Raw genomic sequence first — 24,853 nt, 5'->3', positions numbered from 1 at the left:
TCGGAGACCTTCATGATCGATCGCCTGATTGATTTTCTCAGCGGCCGCGACGCGCCGGTTCTGGCCGACAGAAAGGATGATCTCGCGCACGCGGTCGCGGCCCTTCTGGTCGAGGCGGCGCGCATGGATGACAATTTCGATGGTGCCGAGCGGACCACCATCGAGCGCCTCCTCGCCGACAGGTTCGATCTCAAGCCTCAGGCGGTCAAGTCGCTGGTCGAGGCGGCCGAACAGGCGGTGCAGCGCTCGACGCAGTATTATTCCTTTACCCGCCAGATCAATGACCGCCTTAGCGAAGAAGAGAAAGTCCGTATCATCGAGATGCTGTGGAAAGTCGCCTACTCGGACGGAGTCCTCGATCCGCATGAGGACATGCTGCTGCGCCGGATCGCCGGGCTGATCCATGTCACCGACCTGGATCGGGGGCTGGCGCGCAAGCGCGCGCTGGCGAAGCTTGGACTGAGCATGAACTAAAGCGACGTGAACCCGCCATCGATCAGCAGCGTCTCGCCGCAGACGAGGTCGGACGCAGGCGAAGCGAGATAGAGCACCATGTCCGCAACTTCCTGCGGCTTGCCGAAACGGCCGAGCGGAGTCTTGTCGAGCATCGGCTTGCCCTTGGCCGGATCGCCCCAGACCTGCTCGCCCATCGGGGTGAGGATGATGGTCGGGCAGATGGCGTTGGCCTGGATATTGTGCTTCGCCCATTCCGCCGTCATGGCCTTGGTCAGCATATTGAGGCCGCCCTTGGAGGCGGAATAGGCGGCATGATCGTCGATGGCGATGACGCCGGCCTGCGATGAGATATTGATGATCTTGCCGGAACGCTGGGCGATCATCTTCGGCGCGAGTTCCCGGGCGAGAAGGAAGGGGGCGCGCAAATTGACCGCCATGACCCTGTCCCAGTCCTCGACCGTTGCCTCGAGCAAGGAGGCGACCAGCGCGATGCCGGCACTGTTGACCAGGATGTCGATGGTGCCGAAGGATTTGAGCGCCTCACGTGCTGCCTGGACCGGCCCCTCAGGCGTCGCGAGCTCAGCGGAAATAGTCACACATTTGCGGCCCAGGGCCTCGACCGCCTGCCTGACGTCGGCGAGGCCGGCTAGATCGCGCCCGACGGCTGCGATATCGGCGCCGGCATCCGCCAGCACTTTGCAGATGTCGTAGCCGATGCCCTTGGTGGCGCCTGTGACGAGCGCCACCTTGCCGGTGAGTGAGAAGCGTTTGATCCAATCAGCCATTTGTCTTGTCGGTGTCCTTGTCGAAGGCATTGCCGGGCGAGCGTTCGGGCAGCAGACCCGAGCGGTATCTCTGCAGAACGAACTGCAAGAGTAGGCCGATCAGCAGCATCCGGATATAGGACGATCGTGTGGCAAACTCGGCCGGCAGGCGGTTGGCGAAGATCTCGGTCATCGACCAGATGGCCCAGACCGACAAGGCGCCGACAATGGCGCCTTTGTTGTTGCCGCTGCCGCCCGCCATCAGCATCACCCAGACCAGGAAGGTGATGAGGAGAGGCTCGGTCGCCTCGGGCGAGAGGAAACGGAAATAATGCGCGCTGAGCGCGCCGGCGACGCCCATGAGTGCCGCACCGATGACGAAGGTCTGGAGGCGGAAGGCATCGACATCCTTGCCGACGGCGCGGGCCGCATCCTCATTGTCGCGCACCGCGCGCAAGGTGCGGCCCCAGGGGCTGTCATAGAGGCGGTTGCAGATGAGATAGACGATGATGACCACCGCCCAGACGACGAGGAGGAAGAGGATATCGGCGGCGCGGCCCTGGACGAAGCCATCGAAGGGACGCGGTATGTTGGTGATGCCGAGGCTGCCATTGGTGAGCCAGTCCTCATTGACGATCACCATGCGCAGGATCTCGGCAATGCCGATCGAGGCCATGGCGAGATAATCGCTCTTGAGCCTTATGCAGATCTTCGCCACCGCCCAGCCGGTGAGGCCGGCCGTTACCGCTGCGGCAAGGATGCCGACCGGGACGGGAAGCTCATAGCCGCCGAGATGAGTTTGAGCTGGAGCAGCGGTCAGCAGTGCCGATGTATAGGCGCCGACGGCAAAGAAGCCGGCAATGCCGGCATTGAACAGGCCCCCATAACCCCATTGCACATTGAGCGCCAGGCACAGAATGGCATAGATGCCGCCGAAGATGAGGAAGGCGACCAGGTAGAAGAAAAGACCCACCGGATCCATCAGAAGAGCCTCCCCTTGAGCAGGCCCTGTGGGCGGAAGATGAGCAGGATCACCATGATGAGGAAGGCGGTGGCGGTCTTGTAGCCGGGATTGATCAGCGGCTCGTCGGTGAACCAGGTATAGGAGGAGAGTTCCTCGATCAGCCCGATGACCATGCCGCCGAGCAGGGCGCCCATCGGCTTGCCGATACCCCCCAATATGGCGGCGGCGAACATCGGCAGGATCAGGTTCCAGCCGAGATTGGGATGGATATTGGTGTCGAGGCCGGAAAGGACGCCGGCAATGGCGGCGAGACTGGCGCCAATGATCCAGGTCGAGCGCACCACCTTCTCGGTGTCGAGGCCGGCGACGCGGGCAAGCTCCGGATTGTCCGAGACGGCGCGCATGGAGCGGCCGGTCCTCGTGCGCGTCAGGAAATAATGCAGCGCAATGGCGGCCAGCACGATGACCGCGATCGATTCGAGGTGAAGCACCGAAACGCGAATCAAATCAAAGAGTACGATCGGCTTCTGGACACCGCGGATGAACACCTCGTTCTGCGTGCCCCAGATGAGCTGGACGAGGGAGCGGAAGATCAGCGCGACGCCGAAGGAGGCGATCACGGTGTAGATGGTCGGCAGGTCGCGCAAGGGCTTGTAGAAGACCTTGTCGACCGCAAGCGCCGCCAATATGGCGAAGGCAATGCCGGCTGGCAGCGCCAGAAGCGGGTGGAGGCCCGACATCCACACCGCGGTCAGAGTGCCATAGGCGCCGAGCGTCATCACATCGCCATGGGCGAAATGGGCGAAGCGCAATATGCCGAAGATCATCGAGATGCCGATGGCGCCCAGGGCATAGACGGAGCCCAGCGCCAGGCCGGGGATCAGGTAGAAGTTGATGAACTCCATCATGAGGCTTTCCATCCTTCTCCTTCTCCCGTCCGAAGGATGGGACAAGGTGGCCGAAGGCCGGATGAGGGCTCTTTCGCGAAAATTCCCGTGATCTCAACGAGCATGCACTGCTGGGCCAAAGAGCCCTCACCCGCCCTTCGGGCACCCTCTCCCATTGCTTCGCAACGGGCGAGGGGGAAAACTTGAGACAGCTTACGCGGCTTGATGAACTCCATCATGAGGGGCGTGTGCCTCCTAGGAAGGAGCGGCGGATCTCGTCATTGGCGAGCAGGTTGGCGCCGGTGTCGGAGGCGAAATTGCGGCCATTGACCAGCACATAGGCGCGATCGGCGATCGAGAGCGCCTGCCTGGCATTCTGCTCGACCATCAGAATGGTGATGCCGGCCTTGCGGATATCGAGAATGAGATCGAAAATGCGCTCGAGATAGGCGGGCGACAGGCCGGCGGTCGGCTCATCGAGCAGCAGGAGCCGTGGCTCGCTCATCAGCGCGCGGCCCAAGGTCACCATCTGACGCTGGCCGCCCGACAATTCACCCGCCGGCTGGTTGAGCTTGGCCTTCAGATCGGGGAACAGGGTCAGGACCTTTTCCTCGACTTCGGCGCGGTTGCGCGGCGGGGCCGCATAGGTGCCGATGTCGAGATTCTCGCTCACCGTGAGGGAAGGGAAGATATTGCGCGTCTGCGGCACCGCGGCGATGCCCATCGGCACGAGCTTCTGGGTGGCCAGCCGTGAAATCTCACTGTCGGCGAAACGGATCGAGCCTGCAATGATGCTGGTGAGCGCGAAGACGGATTTGAGAACGGTCGACTTGCCGGCGCCGTTGGGGCCAATGATGAGGATGATCTCGCCCGGCGCCACATTGAGGCCGATATTGTCGATGATCGGCAGGCCGCCATAGCCGGCGGTGAGGCCGTCGATGGCGAGGAGGGGGCTCATGCGCCGACCTCGTATTTGCCGCCGCCGAAATAGGCCTCGATGACCCGCTCGTCATGGCGCACCTGATCGATGGTGCCGCGCGTCAGCACCTTGCCCTGCGCCATCACGATGACATCGCCGCACAGCCTGGAGACATAGTCGAGATCGTGCTCGATGAGGCAGAAAGTATAGCCGCGCTCGGCATTGAGGCGCTTGATCTTCTCGGCGATCTTGCCGAGAAGGGTCCGGTTGATGCCGGCGCCGATCTCGTCGAGCAGGATGAGGCGTGGCTCGCGCATCAAGGTGCGGCCAAGCTCGAGAAGCTTCTTCTGGCCGCCGGAAAGATTGCCGGCCTTCTCGGCCCTCACATGGGCAAGCTCGAGGAAATCCAGCGTATCGCAAGCGCGCTCATAGACGGCGCGCTCCTCGCGCTGGAACAGGCTGCGGCGCAAAACGGCGTTGAAAGCGCTCTCGCCCCGGCTTGTATCACCCGCGACCATTAGGTTCTCGAGCACCGTCAAAGCGCCGAATTCATGCGGGATCTGGAAGGTGCGGGCGAGGCCCTTGCGGCTGCGCTCATGTGGCGGAAGGGAGGTGATGTCCTCGTCTTCGAGCAGCACCCGGCCCGATGTCGGGAAGATGCGGCCGGCAATGATATTGAAGAGCGTCGTCTTGCCGGCGCCATTGGGGCCGATGAGGCCGGTGATCTCGCCCTTGTTGATGGCAAAGCTCACATCGTCGACGGCGGAGAGGCCGCCGAAACGCATGATGATGTTTTCGAGAGTGATCACGAGCCGTCTGATCGATATGCGAAGGGCTCCGGACAAGCCGGAGCCCTTCTCAACATGGGTTGTCTTACTGGAAGATTTCGATCTGCTTGTAGGTGTCGCCGTCGACGATGAACTTGCCGATATAGCCCGTCACATCGCCATTGGCGTCGAACTCATAAGAGCCGCCGGCGCCTTCATAGTTGATGTCCTTGCCGGCTTTGATGAGCTCCTTGGCCTTGGCCCAGTCGAGGGGACCCACGACCTCGCCCGGCGCCGACGCCACCTCGCGCAGCGCCTGGATCATCTTGGTCTTGTCGGCCGAGCCGGCCTTCTCGACGGCAAGGGCTGCGAGGAAAGTCGCATCATAGGTCTGGTCGACGAAGGGCTTGTCGGCGCCTTCCTTGTATTCGGCGTTGAACGCCTCATGCAGCTTGGCCGAGGCATCGTTCTTGTCGGGCGAGGTCGGGGCCGAGAAGAATGAGTCCTTCAGCGCATCGGCGCCCACTTCCTTGATGAGCTGGTCGTCGCGCAGACCGTCCGTGCCGATGAAGCGCGAGAAGAAGCCGCCCTCGATCGCCTGCTTGACGATCTTGGAGCCCGAACCCGAGGCATAGGCGATCACCACCAGGGCTTCGGGGGAGCTCTTGGCCAGCGTCGCGATCTCGGAACGGTAGGAGTTCTTCTTGTCCTCATGCTTCTCGAATGCGGTCACCTCGCCGCCGGCCTTCTTGAAGGCGGCGTTGAAAGTGTTGGCGATGCCCACGCCATAGTCGTTGTTCACATAGGTGATGGCGACCTTCTTGATGCCTTCGGCGAGCACGATCTTGGCGAGCACGTCGCCCTGATAGTTGTCGCTGGGCACCAGCCTGTAGAGATGATCGCCGTCATTCATTTCCGTCATGGCGGGCGATGTCGCGGTCGGCGAGATCTGCACTACGCCGGCGGGGATGGTCACGGCGGTTGCCGCCGCGATGGTGGAGCCCGAGGCAAGCGCTCCCATGATGATCGGCACGTTCTCGACATTGACGAGCTTGGTCGCCGCGTCGACCGCAGGCTGCGAGGCGGCCTGGCTGTCACCGACCACGAGCACGGCCTTGCCGTCGAGCAGGCCGCCGCCGTCATTGACATTCTTGATGGCGAAATTGGCGGCATTCATCAAAGGCGGGATGAAGCTCGCCAGAGGGCCCGTCACGTCCATCAGCGCGCCGATCTTGGTGTCGGCGGCCTGCGCCATGGCGGTCCCCGCGAGCAAGCCCGCAACAGCCACCATCACAACTGATTTTCTCATTTAGTTCCTCCCTGGTTTATAGATTGACCCATACTACTTTGGCCGTCCGGAGCCTCAAAGCTCATTTCAGGAACTCCTCCAGCAGCCTGACAAGGAGCTCGTTTTCGGCCCGGTTTCCGAGGCCCATACGGCTCCAATTCGCAAAGCCCGGCTCGCCTACCGGACGCAGCCATAGCCCTGCCTCCCGCATGGCGAAGTCGATGAATTTGCCGGCCGATTTCGTCTCGTCATCGGGAAAGCGGGTGAGCAGGAAATTGCCGAAACCCGGCACGAACCGAAGGCCAAGCCGGCCATAGTGCCGGGCCATGAAGGCCCGCTCCGCCGCCGTTTCGGCGACGACCCGGTCGACAAAGACCTGGTCCTGGACGGCAGCCGCGGCCGCGGCCTGGGCAATGGCATTGATATTGCCGACACCCCTGATGAGATTGAGGCCGGGCGTCATCCAGTCGGGGGCCAGCGCCCAGCCGACCCTGAGCGCCGCCAGCCCATAGGCCTTCGAAAAGGTTCGGGTGATGACGATGTTGGACTGGGCCCCACCATGGCGCATGAGCCGGGCGAGGTCGCTCTTCTCCATATATTCGCCATAAGCGAGGTCGAGCACCAGCACGACATGAGGCGGCAGCTTTTCGTGCAGGCGGATGACATCATCGACCGGGAGCAATGTGCCGGTCGGGTTGTTGGGCACGGCGAGAAAGACGAGCTTCGTCTTCTCACTGACCAGAGCGAGCAGGGCATCGACATCGGTGATGTCGTCCTGCTCGGGCGCCCGGAGCAGCTCGGCGCCGAGGCGCGCGGCAATCACCGCAAACTGGAAGAAACCCGACTGCGACATGATGATCTGATCGCCGGCGCGCACGAACATGCGGGCCACCACATCGAGAAGCTCTTCCGAGCCATTGCCGCAGACGATGCGCTCAGGGTCGAGCGCGAACTGCCGGGCGATGGCACGGCGCAGATCGGCGCTCGATGGATCGGGATAGCGGTTGGGATCGCCGAAGCGCGCTTCCGCCGCCGTCCAGGCCTTGCGCGAGCAGCCATAGGGGCTCTCATTGATGGCGAGCGAGATGAGCTTCTTGCCCTCCGGCGGCGTCGGCAGGACGAAAGGCAGCCGGCGCGGTGGGTTGAAATAGGCGTGGGGGAGGGTGGTCATCAAGTTCTCCTTCCCCCTTGCGGGGAAGGTGGCGCGAAGCGCCGGATGGGGGATGGATGGTGCAAGCACACATGAAGGGCGCTCGACTGGCGTCGAGCGCCCCCCACCCCCGCCCTCTGGGCGGACCCTCCCCGCAAGGGGGAGGGATAAGAAGAGAGGGAGATCGGGTATTTCATCACGCCACTCTCAGTCCCGCATCGCGCAGCAGCGGCAGGACCTCGCTTGCGAAGTAAGGCAGCTCGCCGAGATAGTCGACGAAAGACACGGTCGTGCCGGCGAAGCCGGCCTTGTGCATCCGCATCATCTCGCCGGCGATCTTCTGCGGCGTGCCGATGAGCGGATAGGTGCCCGCCCCGCCGGCGAAGCGTTTGGCATGCAGGCGGAAGGTCGCCTCGTCATGGGAGCCCGCGAATTTCTGCTTCTGCGTCATATGGTAGTCGACGGCACCCTTGTCGGCTTCGGTGACGGCATAGCGTTCGTAATAGGCTTCCGCCTCGTCCTGCGAGGGCCGGCAGACGACGTGGGCTGTGGTGAAGACGCCGAGCTTGCGGCCGAATTTCCGCGCCCGCTCATTGATGTCGTCGATATGGGCCTTGCCGGCATCGATATCGGAAAAGGTGGTGAGCAGGAAGTCGCTGGCCTGGGCGGCGAAATCACGGCCCGGCGGCCCGAAGGCGGCATTGAAGGTGACGGGGCGCGGGCGCTGCACCGGCTGTGGCCTGCCTGAGACATTCCTGAGCTGATAATATTTGCCGGCGAAATCGAAAGGCGCATCTTCGCCATAGATACGGCTGATCACCTCATACCATTCCAGCGCCTGGGCATAGCGCTCGGCCTCGGCATGGATGCCGAACATGGCAAATTCATCCGGATTCCACCCCGCCACGATATTGAGGCCGGCGCGGCCATTGCTCACATGATCGACGGTCGCCAGCGCCTTGGCCGCATAGACCGGATGGATCATCGGCACATGAATGGTCGAGAAGATGCCGATCCTCTCGGTGATGGCGGCCAGGGCCGAAGCGAAAGTGAAGGTCTCGAAAGAATGCTCGCGCGAATTGGTGGCGCCGCCGAAGCCCTTCCAGCGCGCGATCGGCAGAAAGAACTCGAAGCCGGCTTCATCCGCCATCCGGCACAGTCTGGCGACGTCGTTCCAGCGCGCCTGCCAGCGCTCCGGCACAGTCGTCAAAGTCAGGCCGCCATCGGCATTGGCCGAGAAGATGCCGAGCTTGAATGGATTGGGCCCATAGACCGGATGCACGCTCACACCGACACTTTCTTGTATTTGGGTTGCTTCCAGGTCTCTTCAGCGAGGATGCGCTTGAGCCGGGCGACGGCTTCGTGAATGTCCTGATGCGAGATGACCAGTGGGCTGACGCCGAAGCGAATGGCATCGGGCTTGCGGAAGGACGACACGACGCCAAGGTCGATCAGGGCCTCGACGACGGATCCGGCACCTGGCGAACGGAAGCTGACATTGCCGCCGCGGCGTGAATGATCGCGGGGCGAGGTGACCTCGACGCCGAGGGAGGCGCATTCCTGCTCGAGCAGAGCGATGAGGAAATCGGTCAGCGATTTATGCCGAGCCCAGAGTTTAGACGGTTCGATCCTGGGCCAGATGTCGAGCAGGGGAGCCGCCAGCTCATTGGCGGCGACCGCCGGTGTGCCGGCGATGAAGCGCTTGACGCCGGGATGCGGGGCGTAGTCGCGCGCGAAGGCGAAGACATCGGCATGGCCCATCCAGCCGGCAAGTGCCGGCCATACCGCATCGGCGATCTCCTTCCTCGCATACATATAAGCCGGGCCGCCCGGTCCGGTGCACAGATATTTATAGCCGCAGCCGATCGCCATGTCGGTTTGGCTGCCGTTCAGATCGACCGGCACGGCGCCGGCCGAATGCGATGTGTCCCACACGGTGAGGATACCCTTGGCATGGGCGGCATCCGTCACCCGCGTCATGTCCCAGCGCTCGCCCGAGCGGTAATCGACATGGCTCAAGGCCGCGACCGCGACGGTCTCGTCCATGGCGGCCACAGCCTCGTCCTCGGTGTCGATGAAGCGAAGGGTGAGGCGTCCGCGCGAGGCCTCGACCAGGGCCTGCAGGACATGCACGTCGGTGGGGAAATTGCCGTTCTGGCTGAGGATCACACCGCGCGATGCGTTGATCGCCAGGCAGTGGCTGACCGCCTTGAACTGATTGACGGTGGTCGAGTCGCAGACGACGACCTCGCCTGGCCCCGCGCCCAGCATCGGGGCCAGGGCATCGCCCAGCTTCGAGGGCATGTCGAGCCATTGCCGGTTGCTCCAGCCGCGGCGGCGCAAGGCGACCCAGTCGTCGAGCAGGCCTGAGGCCGACTGGCGGACCGCTTTCGGCATCGGGCCAATGGAATTGGCATCCATGAAGATCGTGCCGGGCTTGAGCTCGAACAGATCGCGCAGGGACGCCAGCGGATCGGCGGCGTCGCGGTCCAGGGCATCCTTGAGGGTGAGCGGCTTGGCGAGCATCGGAATATTATTTCATAACTAAAATAATGCGGCAACGGGCATTTGGACTTGCGAAAATCGCGAGGGCCAAGCTAGTAGTCCGAGCATCAACTGTTAAAGGTGAGATCCCCGCACTACCCATTCGTCATCCCGGCGAAAGCCGGGACCCATAAAAGCCTCTGAATGCGATCGGCGCTGCCCGCATGGCGCCTGTTCAAGGGATCCCGGCTTTCGCCGGGATGACGGATTGTGGGGCGGGCATAGGAAAGTGAATGGCCGAAAGCACCAACAAGCTCGCCGCCGATATCGGGGGCACCTTCACCGACATCGTTCTCGAAACCCCCGCCCGCCGCTATAGCTGCAAGGTGCTGACGACGACGGCGGCGCCCGAGCTCGGCGTTCTGGAAGGCATCGAGATCGTGCTCAAGGACGCGAAGCTCGCCGCATCGGCCGTCGATGTCTTCATCCATGGCACGACACTGGCCACCAATGCGCTGATCGAGCGCAAGGGAGCGAAGACCGCCTTCATCACGACGGAAGGATTCCGCGACGTGATCGAGACCGGGTATGAAAAGCGCTTCGACCATTACGACCTGATGATCGACCGGCCGCAGCCGCTGGTGCCGCGCACCAGACGCTACACGCTGCGCGAAAGGCTTTCGGTCGAAGGCGAAGTGCTGGTGCCGCTGGACGAGGCCTCAGTGCCGGCGCTGGCCGAGAAACTGAACGCCGACCAGGTCGGTGCCGTCGCTATCGGCTTCCTGCATGCCTATGCGCATGACGCGCATGAGAAGCGGGTGCGCGACATGCTGCGCTCGAAGCTCGGCGATCATGTCACCATCTGCCTTTCGAGCGAGGTGACGCCCGAGATCCGCGAATATGAACGCTTCTCGACCACCTGCGCCAATGCCTATGTGCGCCCGCTGATGGCGGGCTATCTCATGCGGCTGCGCGATGAGCTGTCGCGCCGCGGCCTCAAGGCGCCGTTGTTCCTGATGATGTCGGGTGGCGGCCTCACCACGCTCGAAACCGCGGCGCGCTTCCCGATCCGCCTGGTCGAGTCGGGGCCGGCGGGCGGCGCTATCCTCGCCAGCACCATTGCGCGGCAATGCGGGCTCGATGAAGTGCTTTCCTTCGACATGGGCGGCACGACGGCGAAGATCTGCCTGCTCAGCGACGGCGAGCCCGAGCGGGCGCGCAAATTCGAGATCGCGCGTGCCTATCGCGACATGAAGGGATCGGGCCTGCCGGTGCGCATCCCGGTCATCGAGATGGTGGAGATCGGCGCCGGTGGCGGATCGATCGCGCGCGTCGACAAGCTTGGCCGCATCACGGTCGGGCCCGACAGCGCCGGCTCGACGCCGGGACCGGCCAGCTATGGAAGGGGTGGAACGGAACCCGCGGTGACCGACGCCAATGTGGTCCTGGGCAAGATCGATCCCGCCTTCTTCGCCGGGGGCAAGATTCCGCTCGATGAAACGGGCGCCAGGCAGGCGCTGCAGAAGGCGATCGGCGATCCGCTCAAGCTCGACGGCATCTGGCCGGCGGCCGGCGTCACCGAGATCGTCGAGGAGAACATGGCCAATGCGGCGCGCGTCCATGCGATCGAGCGCGGCAAGGATATCGGGGCCACCACCATGATCGCCTTCGGCGGAGCGGCGCCCCTGCATGCCTGCCATCTGGCCGAGAAGCTCGGCGTCGCGCAGATCATCGTGCCGAGCGGCGCCGGTGTCGGCTCGGCGATCGGCTTCCTGCAGGCGCCGATCGCCTATGAGATCACCCGCAGCGCCGCCATCGCCCTCGCCAAATTCGATGCGGCACGCGCCAATGGATTGCTCAAGGCGATGGAGCGCGATGCGCGCGCGGTGGTGGAGCCGGCGGTGGGAAGAGAGAAGCTCAAGGTGATCCGCATCGCCGATTTCCGCTATGTCGGGCAGGGCCATGAAATAAGGGTCACCTTGCCGGATGGCGCGCTCAAGGCGAGCGATGGACCAAAGCTGCGCCAGGCCTTCGAGAAGCTCTACAAAGTGCTCTATGGCCTCACCATCCCCAGCATGGAGATCGAGGCGGTGACCTGGTCGGTGACGGTTTCCTCGACGCCGCCCAAGGTGAAACGCGCCGGCAAGCCGAGAGGCGGCAAAGCGCCCAAGGCGCGCAAGCAGCGGCAGGTCTATGACCCCGATCTCGGCAAGCTCGTCTCGATGCCGGTCTATTGGCGCTTCGACATGACGCCGGGGGCGAAGATCAACGGGCCTGCCATCATCGCCGAGAACGAGACCTCGACGCTGGTGGCCGCCAATTTCCGCGCCCATATCGACAGCCTCGGCTATATCGTCCTCGACCGCGTGAAGGGAAACCGCTGATGTCCAAACAGGCGCTCGCCGCGATCCGCACGCAAGTGATGTGGAACCGTCTCATCGCGGTGGTCGAGGAGCAGGCGCAATCGTTGCTGCGCACCGCCTTCGGCACCATTACGCGCGAGGCGGGGGACCTGTCGGCCGGCGTCTATGACACCAAGGGCCGCATGCTGGCGCAGGCGATGACCGGTACACCCGGCCATGTCAACACCATGGCGACGGCGGTCGAGCATTTCTTCCCGCATTTCCCGGTGAGCGAGATGCAGCCGGGCGATGTCTATATCACCAATGATCCCTGGCTCGGCACCGGACATCTCTTCGACTATGTGATGATGACGCCGGTCTTCCTCGGCAGGAAGCCGGTCGCGATCTTCGCCTCCACATGCCACGTGATCGATGTCGGCGGTGTCGGCATGTCGGCGCGGGCCTATTCGTCTTTCGAAGAAGGCACGCTCATCCCGCATATGAAGCTGCGCAAAGCGGGCGAGATCAATGAGGAGCTGATGTCGGTCATCCTCGCCAATTCGCGCAACCCGATCGAAGTCAGGGGCGATCTCCTGTCGCTGGTGAGCGCCAATGACACGGGTGCTAGGCGTCTCATCGACATGATGACCGAATTCGGCCTCAAGGATATCGACAGGCTCGCCGAGCACATCCTCACGCAATCGGAGAAGGCGACGCGCGAGGCGATCAAGGCGCTGCCGCAGGGCGAGTGGTCCTATGAGATGCCGCTCGACGGCTATGAGGCGCCCATCGTGATCAAATCGAAGCTCACCACCAAGGGGGGCAAGATCACCATCGATTTCACCGGCTCATCGCCGGCCTCGGTGCGCGGCATCAACAGCCCGCGCACCTATACGCATGCCTATTCGGTCTTCGGCCTCAAGGCGGTGATTGCCCCCCATGTGCCGAACAATATCGGCTCGCTCTCCTGCTTCGATCTCGTGACCGAGGCCGGCACCTGCGTCGATCCGACAAGGCCGAGTCCGGTCACGGCGCGCCATGTCATCGGCCAGATGCTGGCGGATGCGACCTTCGGCTGCCTGGCGCAGGCGCTGCCCGGCAAGGTGCAGGCGGAAAGTGCGGGCAGCATCTGGATCCTGTCGCTGTCGAGCGCGCATGAGCAGGTATCGGCCAGGGTGATGGAAGGGGCGAGGCGCTTCCAGGTGACCAATGTGGGACTCGGCGGCATTGGCGGCCGGCCCGGCAAGGACGGGCTCTCGACCACCGCGTTCCCTTCCGGTATCGGCGCCATCCCGGCCGAGATCACCGAGGCGCAATGCCCGCTTTATTTCAAGCGCAAGCAGTATCTGCCCGATTCCGGCGGCGCCGGCGAATATCGCGGCGGCCTTGGCCAGATCATCGAGATCGCCAATCGCGAGAATGCGCCCTTCGTCATTTCGGCGGCGACCTTCGACCGCATCCATAATCCGGCGAAAGGACGCGAAGGCGGCAGTCCGGGGCGCCGCGGCAATGCCCGGCTCGGCAGCGGCCCGGCCCTCAAGGACAAGGGCAATCATGTCGTGCCTGCGGGCGACAGCCTCATCGTGGAATTGCCGGGCGGCGGCGGCTTCGGCCGGCCGCAGGCGCGAAGTGCCGAGGCCATCAAGTCCGATCTTGCTTCAGGCCTCATCAGCGAGACGGCGGCCGAGAAAGATTACGGATACGCCACGTGAAGGCGGGCCAGTCGCATATCACTTCGGCAGTGGTGAACGCTTCGGCGCGGGACGTCTTCACGCGCATGGCGGATGCGAAGAACCTCCACCGCTGGTCCTTCGGCACCTGGAAGACCGAGATATCGCCCGACGGGCTGGTGCTCGGCACCAGCCTGTTCGACGGCAGCCAGATCTATGTGCACATAGATGCGGATGCGGTGAGGCTCCTGATCGACTTTCATCTGGGCGCTGATTCGAAGAAGCTCGTGCCGCGCATCCAGCTGCGTGTCGTGCCGGGCGGGCAGGTGGGACTGGGCGATGACCAGTCAGTGCTCACCTTCATCGCCTGGCGCTCGGAAGCGATGGATGATGACCGCTGGCGCAGGCTCACGGCCTCGCATGAGATGGAAGCGGTGCTGGTGAAGTCGCTGATAGAAAGCGGGCAGATGTAGCTACTTTGGCGTGGGCGCCCGCTGATCCAGCAAGCCCTCTGCCTTGAGATCACGCCACAGGCCTTTGGGAATCTTGGCGCCAAGCGTCTTCACATTGAGCTTGACCTGGGCCGGCGTGACGCCGCCCGGAATGACCGAGACGACGGAAGGATGGGCCAAGGGGAAGCGCAGAGCGGCTTCCGGCAGTTTCACCTTGTGGCGCTTGCACACGGCCTCGATGCGGCGCACGCGATCGAGAATGTCCTTCGGCGCTTTCGTATAGTTGTAGGTGGCGTCGGGCCTGGCGCCGACCGCCAGAATGCCGGAATTGTAAGGGCCGCCCAGCACGATGCCGACGCCGCGTTCCTCGCACAGCGGCAGGAAGCTGTCGAGCGCCTTCTGCTCGAGCAAAGTGTAGCGCCCGGCGAGCAGGAAGATGTCGAAATCGCCGCGCCGCGTCAGGGTTTCGGCCACTTCCCATTCATTGATGCCGCCGCCAAAGGCCTTGATGACCTTCTCGTCGCGCAATTTGACCAGCGCCTTGTAGCCCGATGACATCAGGGTCTCGACATGGGCATCGCGCGCTGCGGCCGTGCCGTGGTTGAAGATGTCGATATCATGCACGAACAGGATCTCGACGGAATCCAACCCCAGGCGCTCGAGGGAAAATTCCAGCGAGCGCATGATGCCGTCATAGCTGTAGTCATAGATCTCGCGGCGCGAGGGGATGTCGAAGAACTTGCCGATGCCGAGGCGCTCCGAGGGCTTCGAAACCTGGAGCAGGCGGCCGACCTTGGTCGAGACGACATACTGGCTGCGGGGCTTGCCGCGCAGGAAATGGTTGAGGCGCGTCTCGGACAGGCCGGCACCATAAAGCGGCGCCGTATCGAAATAGCGCATGCCGGCCTTCCATGCCTCGGCCAGCGTGTCCTGCGCATCCTTCTCGGAGACGGCGCGAAACAGATTGCCGAGCGGGGCCATGCCGCAGCCCATTTCGGTCAGCTTGATCGTGGCGCCCGAGGGTGCCCTGAACGTGCGTGAACGCATCGTCACATCCTGTCGGTTTTAAGTTGCTGCCAATCGGTGAACAGTTCGGGCTCGCGCCGCGCGAAGGACATGAGTTCGGTCATCACCGTATCGAGATGCTCGGCCATGGCGATGGCGGCGCGGGTGCTGTCGTGCTGCGCCAGAGCCGCGACGATCCGCTCATGCTCGGAAATGGTCTGGGCATTGCGGACGGGCGAGGCGAGAAGCATCCGGACCCGGTCGAGGGCGAGCCTGGCGGATTCAGCCGCCGCCTTGACGCGCGGAAAGCCCAAAGCGGTGAGGAGCACGTCGTGGAAGGAAAGGTCGAGCGCGTGGAAGTGTTGCTTGTCGCCTTTCGCGGCCGCCTGCTTCTGGGCGGCGACATTGCCGTCGAGACGCTCCAATATGGCGGCATCGACATTGGGGGCGATGCTGCGGATCGCCTCCACTTCGAGCGCCTTGCGCAGAAACATGTTCTCGCGGACATCGGACAGGCGGATCAGCGAAACGGTGCTGCCGCGCTGCGGCTGGATGTCGACAAGCCCCTCGGCCTTGAGGCGGGCGAGGGCTTCGGACACGGGAAAACGCGATACGCCCAGCCTTTCGCACAACTTCGCCTTGTCCAGGGTGGCGCCCGGTTCGAAAGCGTGCACGACAATGGCGTGGCGCAGGGCATCGGTCACCCGGGCCGTGGCGCCGCCACGCTTTTCCCCCCGGATATTCACCAGAAAATCGTAGGATTTTCCTTTGGCAATCATTCTAACATGTTAGTATGGCTGCGGTAACGGGAAGTCAAAGCCTTTTCAAATCTTCCCCCGTGATAGAGTGCCCGTCCATGAAAATCGTCGAGACCCCCAGCAAAGATCCGCGCGTCATCAGACTCAATAGCGCCGACAATATCGTCGTTGCCGTCGACAATGTCGAGAAGGGAGCCCGGGCCCAGGGCGTGGTTGCGAGCGCGCGTGTGCCGCGCGGCCACAAGATGGCGGTGCAGCCGATCGCGCAAGGCGAGCCGATCCGCAAATTCGGCCAGATCATCGGCTTCGCCAAAGCGCCGATCGTGCCCGGCGACTGGGTGCATGAGCATAATGTCGAGATGCATGAATTCGCGCGCGACTATGCCTATTGCGTCGATGCGAAGCCGCAGAAGATCCTGCCGGTGAGCCAGCAGGCGACCTTCGAGGGCTATCGCCGCGCCAATGGCAAGGCCGGCACGCGCAACTATATCGGCATCCTCACCAGCGTGAACTGCTCGGCCTCGGCGTCGAAATTCATGGCGGAGGAGATCGACCGCTGCGGCATCCTCAAGGACTACCCCAATATCGACGGCATCGTGGCGCTGACCCAGGCCAATGGCTGCGTCATCGATTATCGCGGTGTCATCTTCGACACGCTGAAACGCACCAGCTGGGGCTATGCGACCAATCCCAATATGGGCGGCGTCGTGATGGTGGGGCTGGGCTGCGAGGGCTTCCAGATCCCGCGCTTCAAGGAAGCCTATAATGTCAAGGAAAGCGACACGTTCCGCAGCATGACCATCCAGGAGACCGGCGGCACCAGGAAGACGGTGGATGCCGGGGTCGCCGCGATCAAGGAGATGCTGCCCATCGTCAATGCGGTGAGGCGCGAGACCATCCCGGCTTCCGAGCTGCTGCTGGCGCTGCAATGCGGCGGATCGGACGGCTATTCCGGCATCACCGCCAATCCGGCGCTGGGGGCGGCGGTCGATATCCTGGTGCGCCATGGCGGCACGGCGATCCTGTCCGAGACGCCGGAGATCTATGGCGCCGAGCATCTGCTCACGAGGCGCGCCGCCAACCGCGAGGTGGGCGAGAAGCTCGTCGACATCATCCATTGGTGGGAGGACTACACCAAGCGCAACCAGATGGAGATGAACAACAATCCATCACCCGGCAACAAGCTGGGCGGGCTCACCACCATCCTGGAGAAGTCGCTGGGGGCGGCCGCCAAGGGTGGCTCGACGACCATGACGGCGGTCTATCGCTATGCCGAGCCCGTGACCGCCAAGGGCTTCGTGTTCATGGACACGCCGGGCTATGACCCGGTCGCGGCGACCGGGCAGGTGGCGGGCGGTGCCAATATCCTGTGCTTCACCACCGGGCGCGGCTCCGCCTATGGCTGCAAGCCGACGCCCTCGATCAAGCTCGCCACCAACACGCCGATCTATGAGCGCATGATCGACGACATGGACATCAATTGCGGCGATATCCTCGACGGTGTTCCGATCGAGGCCAAGGGGCAGGAGATCTTCGACAAGATGCTGAAGGTCGCCTCGGGCGAGCGGACGAAGTCGGAGCTGCTCGGCTATGGCGACAATGAATATGTGCCCTGGCAGATCGGGGCGACGATGTGATGAGCGAGCCTGGGATCATAGCGGCCATTCTCGGCGCCGTGCTGATCGGGGCGATCAGCCCGGGTCCGAGCTTCGTCATGGTGCTGCGCACATCGATCGCGCTGTCCCGCGCCGACGGTCTGGCCGCGGCGCTTGGCATGGGGCTCGGCGGCGCCTTCTTCGGCACGCTGGCGCTGCTCGGCCTGACGGCGCTGCTTGCCCAGGTCGACTGGCTCTATATGGTGCTCAAGCTCGCGGGCGGCGCCTATCTGATCTATCTCGCGATCCGTATCTGGCGCGGCGCCGGCAAGGCTCTGGCGATCCCCGAGACGGCGGCCTTCAGATCCACGACGCTCAGGCGGTCCTTCTCGATGGCGCTGATGACCCAACTCAGCAATCCCAAGACCGCCGTCGCCTATGCCAGCGTCTTCGCCGCCCTCCTGCCGCCCCAGGTGCCGGCCTGGATGATCATGGCGCTGCCGCCTTCGATCTTCCTCGTCGAGACGTCCTGGTACGCGGTCGTCTCCGTCGCCTTCTCATCGCAGCGCCCGCGCGCTCTCTATGTGAAAGCCAAGGCCTGGATCGACCGGGTGACATCACTCGTCATTGGCGGACTTGGGCTCCGGCTCCTCTTCGAGACGGTAAGGGCGCATCGCCTAGTGAGCTGACCGCCGGAACTTACGCGCTTCGAAGGCGTTGAGTTGGCATGGCAACCATTCCGACACCTCCCCAGCCTGAGCCGCCCGGACCCGAGCCGGCGCCTATCCCGCCGCATGATCCGATCCCCAACCCGCAGCCCCAGCCTCCACCCGGAAAGCCCCTGTGAGGGCGCAAGGGCGGCCAGGGATTCCTGAATCGGCTGAATCACTTGAGCGCATCCGATAAAGCCACATCTGAGCCGTGCGGCAGCGTCCATTGACAGGCCGGTCCCCGCTTGTTAGCGGCCTTGCTCCCGTTGATGCCAGCCCAAGTGTCCATGTCCCAGGCGCAAGACTCCTATTTCATCGGTGTCGATACCGGCGGCACCTATACCGATGCCGCAGTCATCGCCGCGCGCGACCACCGGGTCATCGCGTCGGCCAAGGCGATCACCACCAAGGGCGATCTCGCCATCGGCGTGACCGAGGCCATCACAAAGGCGGTGGCGAGCCTGCCCATGGGGCTCAAGCCCGAAGACATCTCGCTCGTCTCGGTCTCGACGACGCTCGCCACCAATGCCGTGGTCGAGGGTCATGGCAGCGCGGTCGGCGTCATCCTGTCGGGCTTCGATGCGGCCATGGCCGAGCGCACCGGCATCGGCAAGGCCTTTCCCGGCATGCCGGTGGAAATGATCGCCGGCGGGCATGACCATAATGGCGACGAGCGGGTGGCGCTCGACGCTGCGGCCCTCGAAACAGCGCTCGAGCGCATCGGCGGCAAATGCGATGCCTTCGCCGTGGCGTCCGCCTTCGCGGTGCGCAACCCGGCGCATGAGCATCGCATCCGCGAGACCATCACCGGGCGCACCGGCAAGCCGGTGACGCTCTCGACGGAGCTCTCATCCTCGCTCGACGCCCCGCGCCGGGCGCTGACCGCGGCGCTCAATGCCAGGCTCATCTCGCGCATCTCGCTCCTTATCGAAGCGGTCGGGCGCGCCATGGCATCGCTCAAGATCGTCTGCCCATTGATGATCGTGAAGGGCGACGGCACGCTGGCGCTGGCCGAGACAGTCGCGAAGCGGCCGATCGAGACGGTTCTGTCGGGGCCGGCGGCGAGCCTGGTCGGCGCCCGCTGGCTGTCGGGTCTCGATGATTTCATCATGTCGGATATGGGCGGCACCACCACCGATCTCGGCATCCTCAAAGGCGGACGGCCGCAAGTGAGCGAGGAGGGGGCGGAAGTCGGCGGCTGGCGTACCATGGTGAAGGCCATCGATGTGCGCACCATCGGACTTGGCGGCGATTCCGAGATCCATTTCGAGGCCAATGGCACGCTCACCGTGGGCCCCGGTCGCATCGTGCCGGTGGCGCTGATCGCCCAGCGCTTCCCCGAAGTGCTGGCGATGCTCGACAGCGATATTGCCGATACCGAGGGCGGGTCGATGCATGGCCGCTTCGTGGTCCAGCCTTTCGGGGCGACCGGAGCGATGACGGCGTCCGGATTGTCGGCACGCGAGAAGGAAATCCTCGACCTCGTCACCGGCCGGCCGAAGCCGGTGCGCAAGGTCGCCGTCTCGTCCGGCGCGCAGCGCGCCCTTGCGGCCCTCAAGCGCAAGGGCCTGGTGCAGATCTGCGGCTTCACGCCGTCCGATGCCGCGCATGTGCTGGGTCTCCAGGACAACTGGTCGAAGCCTGCGGCAGAGAAGGCGGCGCAGCTGCTGGTGCGCTTCCGCGAGATGAAGATGCCCTCGCCCGAGCGGGTGAAGATATTCTGCGAGGAAGTGTGGTCGGATGTGGTGCGGCTGACCGGCCGGGCCATCCTCGACACGGCGCTCGGCCAGAAGACCGGCGGCGACGCCTTGCTCGATGCGGCGTGCTCCGGGCGCGGCGGTATCGGCCTGGCCCGCATCGGCTTCAGCCCTTCCGTGCCGGTGGTGGCGGTCGGCGGGCCGGTCAGGATCTATTATGGCGAAGTGGGGCGCAGGCTTGCGGCCGAGGTCGTCTTCCCCGACTTCTGCGATGTCGCCAATGCGGTGGGGGCGGCGACCGGTGTCGTCTCGCGCAATGTGGTGATCACGGTCGAAGGCGATGGCAGCGGGTTGTTCCGCCTGCACGGGCCGCAAGGCACCCAAAGCCTCGGCTCCGGCGCAGCGGCCCTGGCGGAGGGCGAAAAGCTGGCTCGCCAGACGGCGCTCAAGGCGGTGGCCGAAATGGGCGCCGGGCGCGCCGAGGTCAAGGTCAGCGTCGCCAAGAGCTATCTGCCCGATGCGGTCGACGATAATGGCCTGCTCAAGGCCGAGATCACGGCGGAAGCGATCGGCCGGCCGGATACGCGATAGGGAACTTTCTACCCTCCAGCACCGTTCAAAGAGTCCACGTAACGGGCGGAGGACGGCGAGCTGAAGATCGGCGTGGTTCTCAATCTGGACAGCGGAACGCTGCGCGACGGCGATGCCGATGAGATGGTCCGCACGATCACAGATGTCATAAAATCCCGGCGCCACAGGCCGGATGTGAGGCTGGTCAGGGCAAGGGAGATCGAGACCGCGCTCAAGCAAGCGGCCAAGGGCCATTCGGCCGTCCTTGTCGGGGGTGGGGACGGGACGATCTCGACCGCGGCTGCCGTCTTTGCCGGAAAGAAAACCACACTCGGCATCCTGCCGCTCGGCACGATGAATCTCTTCGCCCGGGCGCTCGGCATTCCGCTCGCTCTCGATCAGGCGGTCGAAATGCTGGTGGGCGGGGCGCGCCAGCCGATCGATGTCGGCGAGGTCAATGGCCGCATCTTCGTGCACCATGTGACGCTCGGCCTGCATCCGCGCATCGTCGCCGGTCGCGAGAAGCAGGATTACCGCTCGCGCCTCGGCAAGACGCTGGCCGGGATCAAAATATGGTGGAAGCTGGTGCGCCGGGCGCCGCGCCTGCGCCTCGTGCTTACCATCGACAAGGAGCGCCTGAAGCTCAAGACAGCCTCGCTCGTCATCGCCAACAATCCCTTCGTCGAAGGGATGGGCGGGTTGCCGCACAGCGAGGTTCCCGACCAGGGCAAGCTGGCTCTCTATATCGCCCGGACGCGCGACTGGCGGGAGCTTCTCGCCATGTCGGCGCAAGCGAGCCTCGGTAAATGGGAAAGCAACAGCAAGCTCGACTTCCTGGAGGGAAAAGCGATCAGCATCGCTGCCGAACGCAAGCGGCTCAGGGTCTCGATCGACGGCGAGCTGGACTATCTTCCGACCCCATTAAGGGCTAAGATCATCCCCAACGCTCTTTGTGTTCTATGCCCCGGTTCGGCGGCACCAAAGCGCCGGAAGGACTCCGCTCAACCTGGCAGGAAGAGGAGACCTCATCATGCATGACGATGAAATCGATACCGATCGCGCCCGCGCCGGCATTGTCCTGCATCGGATGCGCTTCGTGCTGGGCTTCGGCATCGCCGGGGCGCTGGTCGCGCTGCTCGCGGCCTGGGCGTTCATCTGAGGCCACGGGAAACCGGCAGGGATCGCGGCGCGCTGTGACGCGAATCGCTTTTCTGCTATGCCTCGCGTTCAAGAGGGGGCTCCTGGAACGAGGCCAATCATGACGGGCGCAGCGCGAAATTTCCTCACCCTGGCGATCATCTATGCCATTTGCGGCATGATCCTGGGGCTTGTGATGGGCATATCGGGCAGCCACAGCCAGATGCCGACCCATGCCCATATAATGGTGGCCGGATGGCTGATGTCGGGGTTCTTCGCCTTCTTCTACCATCTGTTTCCGGACATCAACCGGTCACGCCTGGCGATGGCGCATTTCTGGCTGACGGCGGCGAGCGGCGCTGTCATGCTGGTGTCGCTTTATTTCCTTTTTGCCGGAAATCCGGGCGCCGAACCGATCACGGCAATCGCATCGACCTTGTTCTTCGTCGCCATATTGCTGTTCGCCTGGATCGCCTTGCCGGTGTTGCGTCGCGCCGTCTGATCATTCCGCTCTTGCGTCACCGGCTCCGGACTGGCAACAAGATGCCGGTTCCAGCGGGGGGCGCATCTCATGGCCGATTTCTTCACGCCTGAAAATCTGATGACGTTTCTGGTGCTGACAGCGCTGGAAACAGTGCTCGGTTTCGACAATCTGCTCTACATCTCGATCGAGGCGAAGCGGGTTTCTCCCGACAAGCAGAAATATGTGCGCCAGGTCGGCATCGTGCTCGCCATCGGATTGCGCATCGCGCTGCTGTTCGTCGTGCTGCAGCTGATCAACATGTTCCAGGATCCGCTGTTCAGCTTCGACCTGTCGCCCGTGGCTTCCGGTTCCGTCAACGGCCACAGCCTGATCGTGCTGCTGGGCGGCGTTTTCCTTCTCTATACGGCACTCAAGGAAATCTACCACATGCTGGCGGCGCCCGAGCTCGGCCATGGCGAGGGCAATGGCAGGGCGATGCGCAGTGTCGCCTCGGCGCTGGTATGGATCGCGATCATGAATATCGTGTTCTCCTTCGACACGGTGCTCTCGGCGGTGGCGCTGACCAAGCATTTCTGGGTGATGGCGCTCGCCATCGTCGTCTCGGGCGTGCTGATGGTCATGCTCGCCGAACGGGTAGCGAGCTTCCTCGCCAGGAACCGCATGTATGAGGTGCTGGGCCTGTTCGTGCTGCTGCTCGTCGGCGTCATGCTGATGTCGGAAGGCGGCCATATCGCCCATCTCAGCTTCTTCGGCTATGCGATCGAGGCGATGGCGAAGAGCACCTTCTATTTCGTGGTCGCGGCCCTCGTGATCGTCGACATCATCCAGAGCCGCTACCAGAAGAAGCTCCTGGCCGAAAAGGGCGATCACTGAGAGACCCCCCACCCCTAACCCCTCCCCACAAGGGGGAGGGGAAATGAGAGAGTGGTGGAACGGCTTCGTTTACCCTCCCCCTTGCGGGGAGGGTCGGCGCATAGCGCCGGGGTGGGGGGTCGGGTGGTCGCTCATCCACAAACGTTGCGCGAAGCGCAAGCATCGGTTAGAAGCCGGCTCCATTCCATTCATCTCCAAACGGAACCCTGATGGCGCGTCAGTTCATCTATCATATGCACGGCCTGTCCAAAGCCTATGCGGGCGGCAAGAAAGTGCTCGACAATATCAACCTGTCCTTCTACCCGGACGCCAAGATCGGCGTGCTCGGCCCCAATGGCTCCGGCAAATCGACGCTTCTGCGCGTCATGGCGGGGCTCGACACCGAATTCACCGGCGAAGCCTGGGTCGCGGAAGGGGCTACCGTCGGCTACCTCCAGCAGGAGCCCGAGCTCGACCCGCAGCTCAATGTGCTGGGCAACGTCATGGAAGGGGTCGCCGGCAAGAAGGCGATCCTCGATGAATACAACGCCCTCATGGCTGACTATTCGGACGAGAATGCCGAGAAGGCCGCGGTGCTGCAAGACAAGATCGATGCCCAGAATCTGTGGGACCTGGAAAGCCAGGTCGAGCAGGCGATGGACGCCATGCGCTGCCCGCCGGGCGATGCCTCGATCGACAATCTCTCGGGCGGCGAGCGCCGGCGCGTGGCGCTGACCAAGCTTCTGCTGGCCAAGCCCGACCTTTTGCTTCTCGACGAGCCGACCAACCATCTCGACGCCGAAAGCGTCAACTGGCTCGAGCATCATTTGCGCGAATATCCGGGCGCCATCCTGATCGTCACCCATGACCGCTACTTCCTCGACAATGTGACGGGCTGGATCCTCGAGCTCGATCGCGGCCGCGGCATTCCCTATGAGGGCAACTATTCCGCCTATCTCGGCCAGAAGGCCAAGCGCTTCGCGCAGGAAGCGCGCGAGGATGCGGCACGCCAGAAGGTGCTGGAGCGCGAGCAGGCGTGGATCGCCTCATCGCCCAAGGCGCGGCAGGCCAAGTCCAAGGCGCGCTTCAAGGCCTATGACGAGCTCGTCGCCGCGAATGAGAACCGGCTCAAATCGACGACGGCGCAAATCATCATCCCGCCCGGCGAGCGCCTGGGCAGCAATGTCATCGACGTCACGGGCCTGTCAAAAGCCTATGGCGACCGTCTTCTCATCGACGATCTCAATTTCAGGCTGCCGCCCGGCGGCATTGTCGGCGTCATCGGTCCGAATGGCGCCGGCAAGACCACCTTGTTCCGCATGCTGACCGGCCAGGAGCAGCCGGATTCAGGCACCATCAAGATCGCCGAAACCGTGCATATGGGCTATGTCGACCAGAGCCGCGACGCGCTCGATGCCAACAAGACGGTGTGGGAGGAAATCTCGGGCGGCAACGACATCATCTATCTGGGCAAGCGCGAGCTCAATTCCCGCGCCTATACCGGCGCCTTCAATTTCAAGGGCTCAGACCAGCAGCAGAAGGTGGGCACGCTCTCGGGTGGCCAGCGCAACCGCGTGCATCTGGCCAAGATGCTCAAATCGGGCGCCAATGTGCTGCTCCTCGACGAGCCGACCAACGATCTCGATACCGAGACGCTAGCGGCGCTGGAAGAGGCGCTGGAAGACTTCGCCGGCTGCGCCGTCATCATCAGCCACGACCGCATGTTCCTCGACCGGCTCGCCACCCATATGCTGGCCTTCGAGGGCGACAGTCATGTCGAGTGGTTCGAGGGCAACTTCCAGGATTATGAGGAAGACAAGAAGCGCCGCCTCGGCGAGGACTCGGTGATGCCCAAGCGCATCAAGTACAAGCAGTTCACAAGGTAAAGCGTGTTGGTGATCG

The 24,853-nt window shown here is 63.6% G+C and carries 23 protein-coding genes; 12 read left to right on the top strand and 11 right to left on the bottom strand.

Features of this window, described 5'->3' with window-relative positions; genetic code table 11:
- Positions 1–12 precede the first annotated feature (12 nt).
- Positions 13–474: a tellurite resistance TerB family protein gene (locus DT068_RS25020; RefSeq protein WP_119392619.1), complete on the top strand. Its 462-nt coding sequence runs from the start codon at positions 13–15 to the stop codon at positions 472–474.
- On the opposite strand, the gene DT068_RS25015 is transcribed toward DT068_RS25020, so the two are convergent.
- The 9 genes from DT068_RS25015 to DT068_RS24975 form a co-directional block, all read right to left on the bottom strand.
- Positions 471–1,241 carry an SDR family NAD(P)-dependent oxidoreductase gene (locus DT068_RS25015; RefSeq protein ID WP_119392618.1) on the bottom strand — a complete coding sequence of 257 codons (771 nt, stop codon included), beginning with the start codon at positions 1,239–1,241 and terminating at the stop codon, positions 471–473. The genes DT068_RS25020 and DT068_RS25015 overlap by 4 nt on opposite strands.
- Positions 1,234–2,202 carry a branched-chain amino acid ABC transporter permease gene (locus DT068_RS25010; RefSeq protein ID WP_119392617.1) on the bottom strand — a complete coding sequence of 323 codons (969 nt, stop codon included), beginning with the start codon at positions 2,200–2,202 and terminating at the stop codon, positions 1,234–1,236. The genes DT068_RS25015 and DT068_RS25010 overlap by 8 nt, the downstream gene beginning before the upstream one ends.
- Positions 2,202–3,092, bottom strand: coding sequence for a branched-chain amino acid ABC transporter permease (locus DT068_RS25005; RefSeq protein ID WP_119392645.1), 891 nt, complete (start codon positions 3,090–3,092; stop codon positions 2,202–2,204). The genes DT068_RS25010 and DT068_RS25005 overlap by 1 nt, the downstream gene beginning before the upstream one ends.
- A 214-nt stretch (positions 3,093–3,306) precedes the next feature.
- Positions 3,307–4,029 carry an ABC transporter ATP-binding protein gene (locus DT068_RS25000; RefSeq protein ID WP_119392616.1) on the bottom strand — a complete coding sequence of 241 codons (723 nt, stop codon included), beginning with the start codon at positions 4,027–4,029 and terminating at the stop codon, positions 3,307–3,309.
- Positions 4,026–4,799 carry an ABC transporter ATP-binding protein gene (locus DT068_RS24995; RefSeq protein ID WP_119392644.1) on the bottom strand — a complete coding sequence of 258 codons (774 nt, stop codon included), beginning with the start codon at positions 4,797–4,799 and terminating at the stop codon, positions 4,026–4,028. Before DT068_RS24995 ends, DT068_RS25000 begins: the two co-directional genes overlap by 4 nt.
- A gap of 64 nt (positions 4,800–4,863) precedes the next feature.
- Positions 4,864–6,066 (bottom strand): ABC transporter substrate-binding protein, encoded by a 1,203-nt coding sequence (locus DT068_RS24990; protein ID WP_368905154.1) that lies wholly within the window; start codon positions 6,064–6,066, stop codon positions 4,864–4,866.
- Positions 6,067–6,127: 61 nt separating this feature from the next.
- Positions 6,128–7,216 (bottom strand): pyridoxal phosphate-dependent aminotransferase, encoded by a 1,089-nt coding sequence (locus DT068_RS24985; protein WP_119392614.1) that lies wholly within the window; start codon positions 7,214–7,216, stop codon positions 6,128–6,130.
- Between the two features lie 175 nt (positions 7,217–7,391).
- Positions 7,392–8,483 carry an LLM class flavin-dependent oxidoreductase gene (locus DT068_RS24980; RefSeq protein ID WP_119392613.1) on the bottom strand — a complete coding sequence of 364 codons (1,092 nt, stop codon included), beginning with the start codon at positions 8,481–8,483 and terminating at the stop codon, positions 7,392–7,394.
- On the bottom strand, positions 8,480–9,721 hold the full coding sequence (locus DT068_RS24975) for a kynureninase (RefSeq protein ID WP_119392612.1): 1,242 nt from the start codon (positions 9,719–9,721) through the stop codon (positions 8,480–8,482). The genes DT068_RS24980 and DT068_RS24975 overlap by 4 nt, the downstream gene beginning before the upstream one ends.
- Positions 9,722–9,972: 251 nt before the next feature.
- Between DT068_RS24975 and DT068_RS24970 the strand changes: the two genes are divergently transcribed.
- Genes DT068_RS24970 through DT068_RS24960 form a run of 3 tightly spaced genes read left to right on the top strand, consistent with a single transcriptional unit; the run spans position 9,973 to position 14,164 of the window.
- The gene (locus tag DT068_RS24970; protein ID WP_119392611.1) at positions 9,973–12,063 is read left to right on the top strand and encodes a hydantoinase/oxoprolinase family protein; all 2,091 of its coding nucleotides are present in this window, start codon (positions 9,973–9,975) and stop codon (positions 12,061–12,063) included.
- Positions 12,063–13,733 carry a hydantoinase B/oxoprolinase family protein gene (locus DT068_RS24965; RefSeq protein WP_119392610.1) on the top strand — a complete coding sequence of 557 codons (1,671 nt, stop codon included), beginning with the start codon at positions 12,063–12,065 and terminating at the stop codon, positions 13,731–13,733. Before DT068_RS24970 ends, DT068_RS24965 begins: the two co-directional genes overlap by 1 nt.
- Positions 13,730–14,164 (top strand): hypothetical protein, encoded by a 435-nt coding sequence (locus DT068_RS24960; RefSeq protein WP_119392609.1) that lies wholly within the window; start codon positions 13,730–13,732, stop codon positions 14,162–14,164. Before DT068_RS24965 ends, DT068_RS24960 begins: the two co-directional genes overlap by 4 nt.
- Here DT068_RS24960 and DT068_RS24955 read toward each other — a convergent pair whose 3' ends face one another.
- On the bottom strand, positions 14,165–15,190 hold the full coding sequence (locus DT068_RS24955) for an aldo/keto reductase (RefSeq protein WP_119392608.1): 1,026 nt from the start codon (positions 15,188–15,190) through the stop codon (positions 14,165–14,167).
- Positions 15,191–15,192: 2 nt separating this feature from the next.
- Positions 15,193–15,927 (bottom strand): GntR family transcriptional regulator, encoded by a 735-nt coding sequence (locus tag DT068_RS24950; protein ID WP_119392607.1) that lies wholly within the window; start codon positions 15,925–15,927, stop codon positions 15,193–15,195.
- A 77-nt stretch (positions 15,928–16,004) separates the two neighbouring features.
- Between DT068_RS24950 and DT068_RS24945 the strand changes: the two genes are divergently transcribed.
- The 8 genes from DT068_RS24945 (at position 16,005) to ettA (ending at position 24,837) form a co-directional block, all read left to right on the top strand.
- Positions 16,005–17,543: a UxaA family hydrolase gene (locus DT068_RS24945; protein ID WP_119392606.1), complete on the top strand. Its 1,539-nt coding sequence runs from the start codon at positions 16,005–16,007 to the stop codon at positions 17,541–17,543.
- A complete protein-coding gene (locus tag DT068_RS24940) occupies positions 17,543–18,190 on the top strand; it encodes a LysE family translocator (RefSeq protein WP_119392605.1) in 648 nt (215 codons plus the stop codon). The genes DT068_RS24945 and DT068_RS24940 overlap by 1 nt, the downstream gene beginning before the upstream one ends.
- Before the next feature lie 308 nt (positions 18,191–18,498).
- Positions 18,499–20,499, top strand: a complete 2,001-nt coding sequence (locus DT068_RS24935; protein WP_368905165.1) for a hydantoinase/oxoprolinase family protein — start codon at positions 18,499–18,501, stop codon at positions 20,497–20,499.
- 72 nt (positions 20,500–20,571) lie between these two features.
- Positions 20,572–21,516 (top strand): diacylglycerol/lipid kinase family protein, encoded by a 945-nt coding sequence (locus DT068_RS24930; protein WP_162914437.1) that lies wholly within the window; start codon positions 20,572–20,574, stop codon positions 21,514–21,516.
- Entirely contained in the window at positions 21,509–21,637 is a 129-nt protein-coding gene (locus DT068_RS28450; RefSeq protein ID WP_368905150.1) for a hypothetical protein, read from the top strand. Before DT068_RS24930 ends, DT068_RS28450 begins: the two co-directional genes overlap by 8 nt.
- Positions 21,638–21,736: 99 nt before the next feature.
- A complete protein-coding gene (locus DT068_RS24925) occupies positions 21,737–22,117 on the top strand; it encodes a hypothetical protein (RefSeq protein WP_119392602.1) in 381 nt (126 codons plus the stop codon).
- A gap of 69 nt (positions 22,118–22,186) precedes the next feature.
- Positions 22,187–22,972: a TerC family protein gene (locus DT068_RS24920; protein ID WP_119392601.1), complete on the top strand. Its 786-nt coding sequence runs from the start codon at positions 22,187–22,189 to the stop codon at positions 22,970–22,972.
- A 209-nt stretch (positions 22,973–23,181) separates the two neighbouring features.
- Entirely contained in the window at positions 23,182–24,837 is a 1,656-nt protein-coding gene (ettA, locus tag DT068_RS24915) for an energy-dependent translational throttle protein EttA (protein WP_119392600.1), read from the top strand.
- Positions 24,838–24,853 lie beyond the last annotated feature (16 nt).

Origin of the sequence: Taklimakanibacter lacteus (assembly GCA_003576695.1) — a bacterium.
GTDB classification, from domain to species: domain Bacteria; phylum Pseudomonadota; class Alphaproteobacteria; order Rhizobiales; family Aestuariivirgaceae; genus Taklimakanibacter; species Taklimakanibacter lacteus.
The sequence above is the reverse complement of the archived record's forward strand: the minus strand, read 5'-3'. Positions and strand labels throughout refer to the sequence as shown.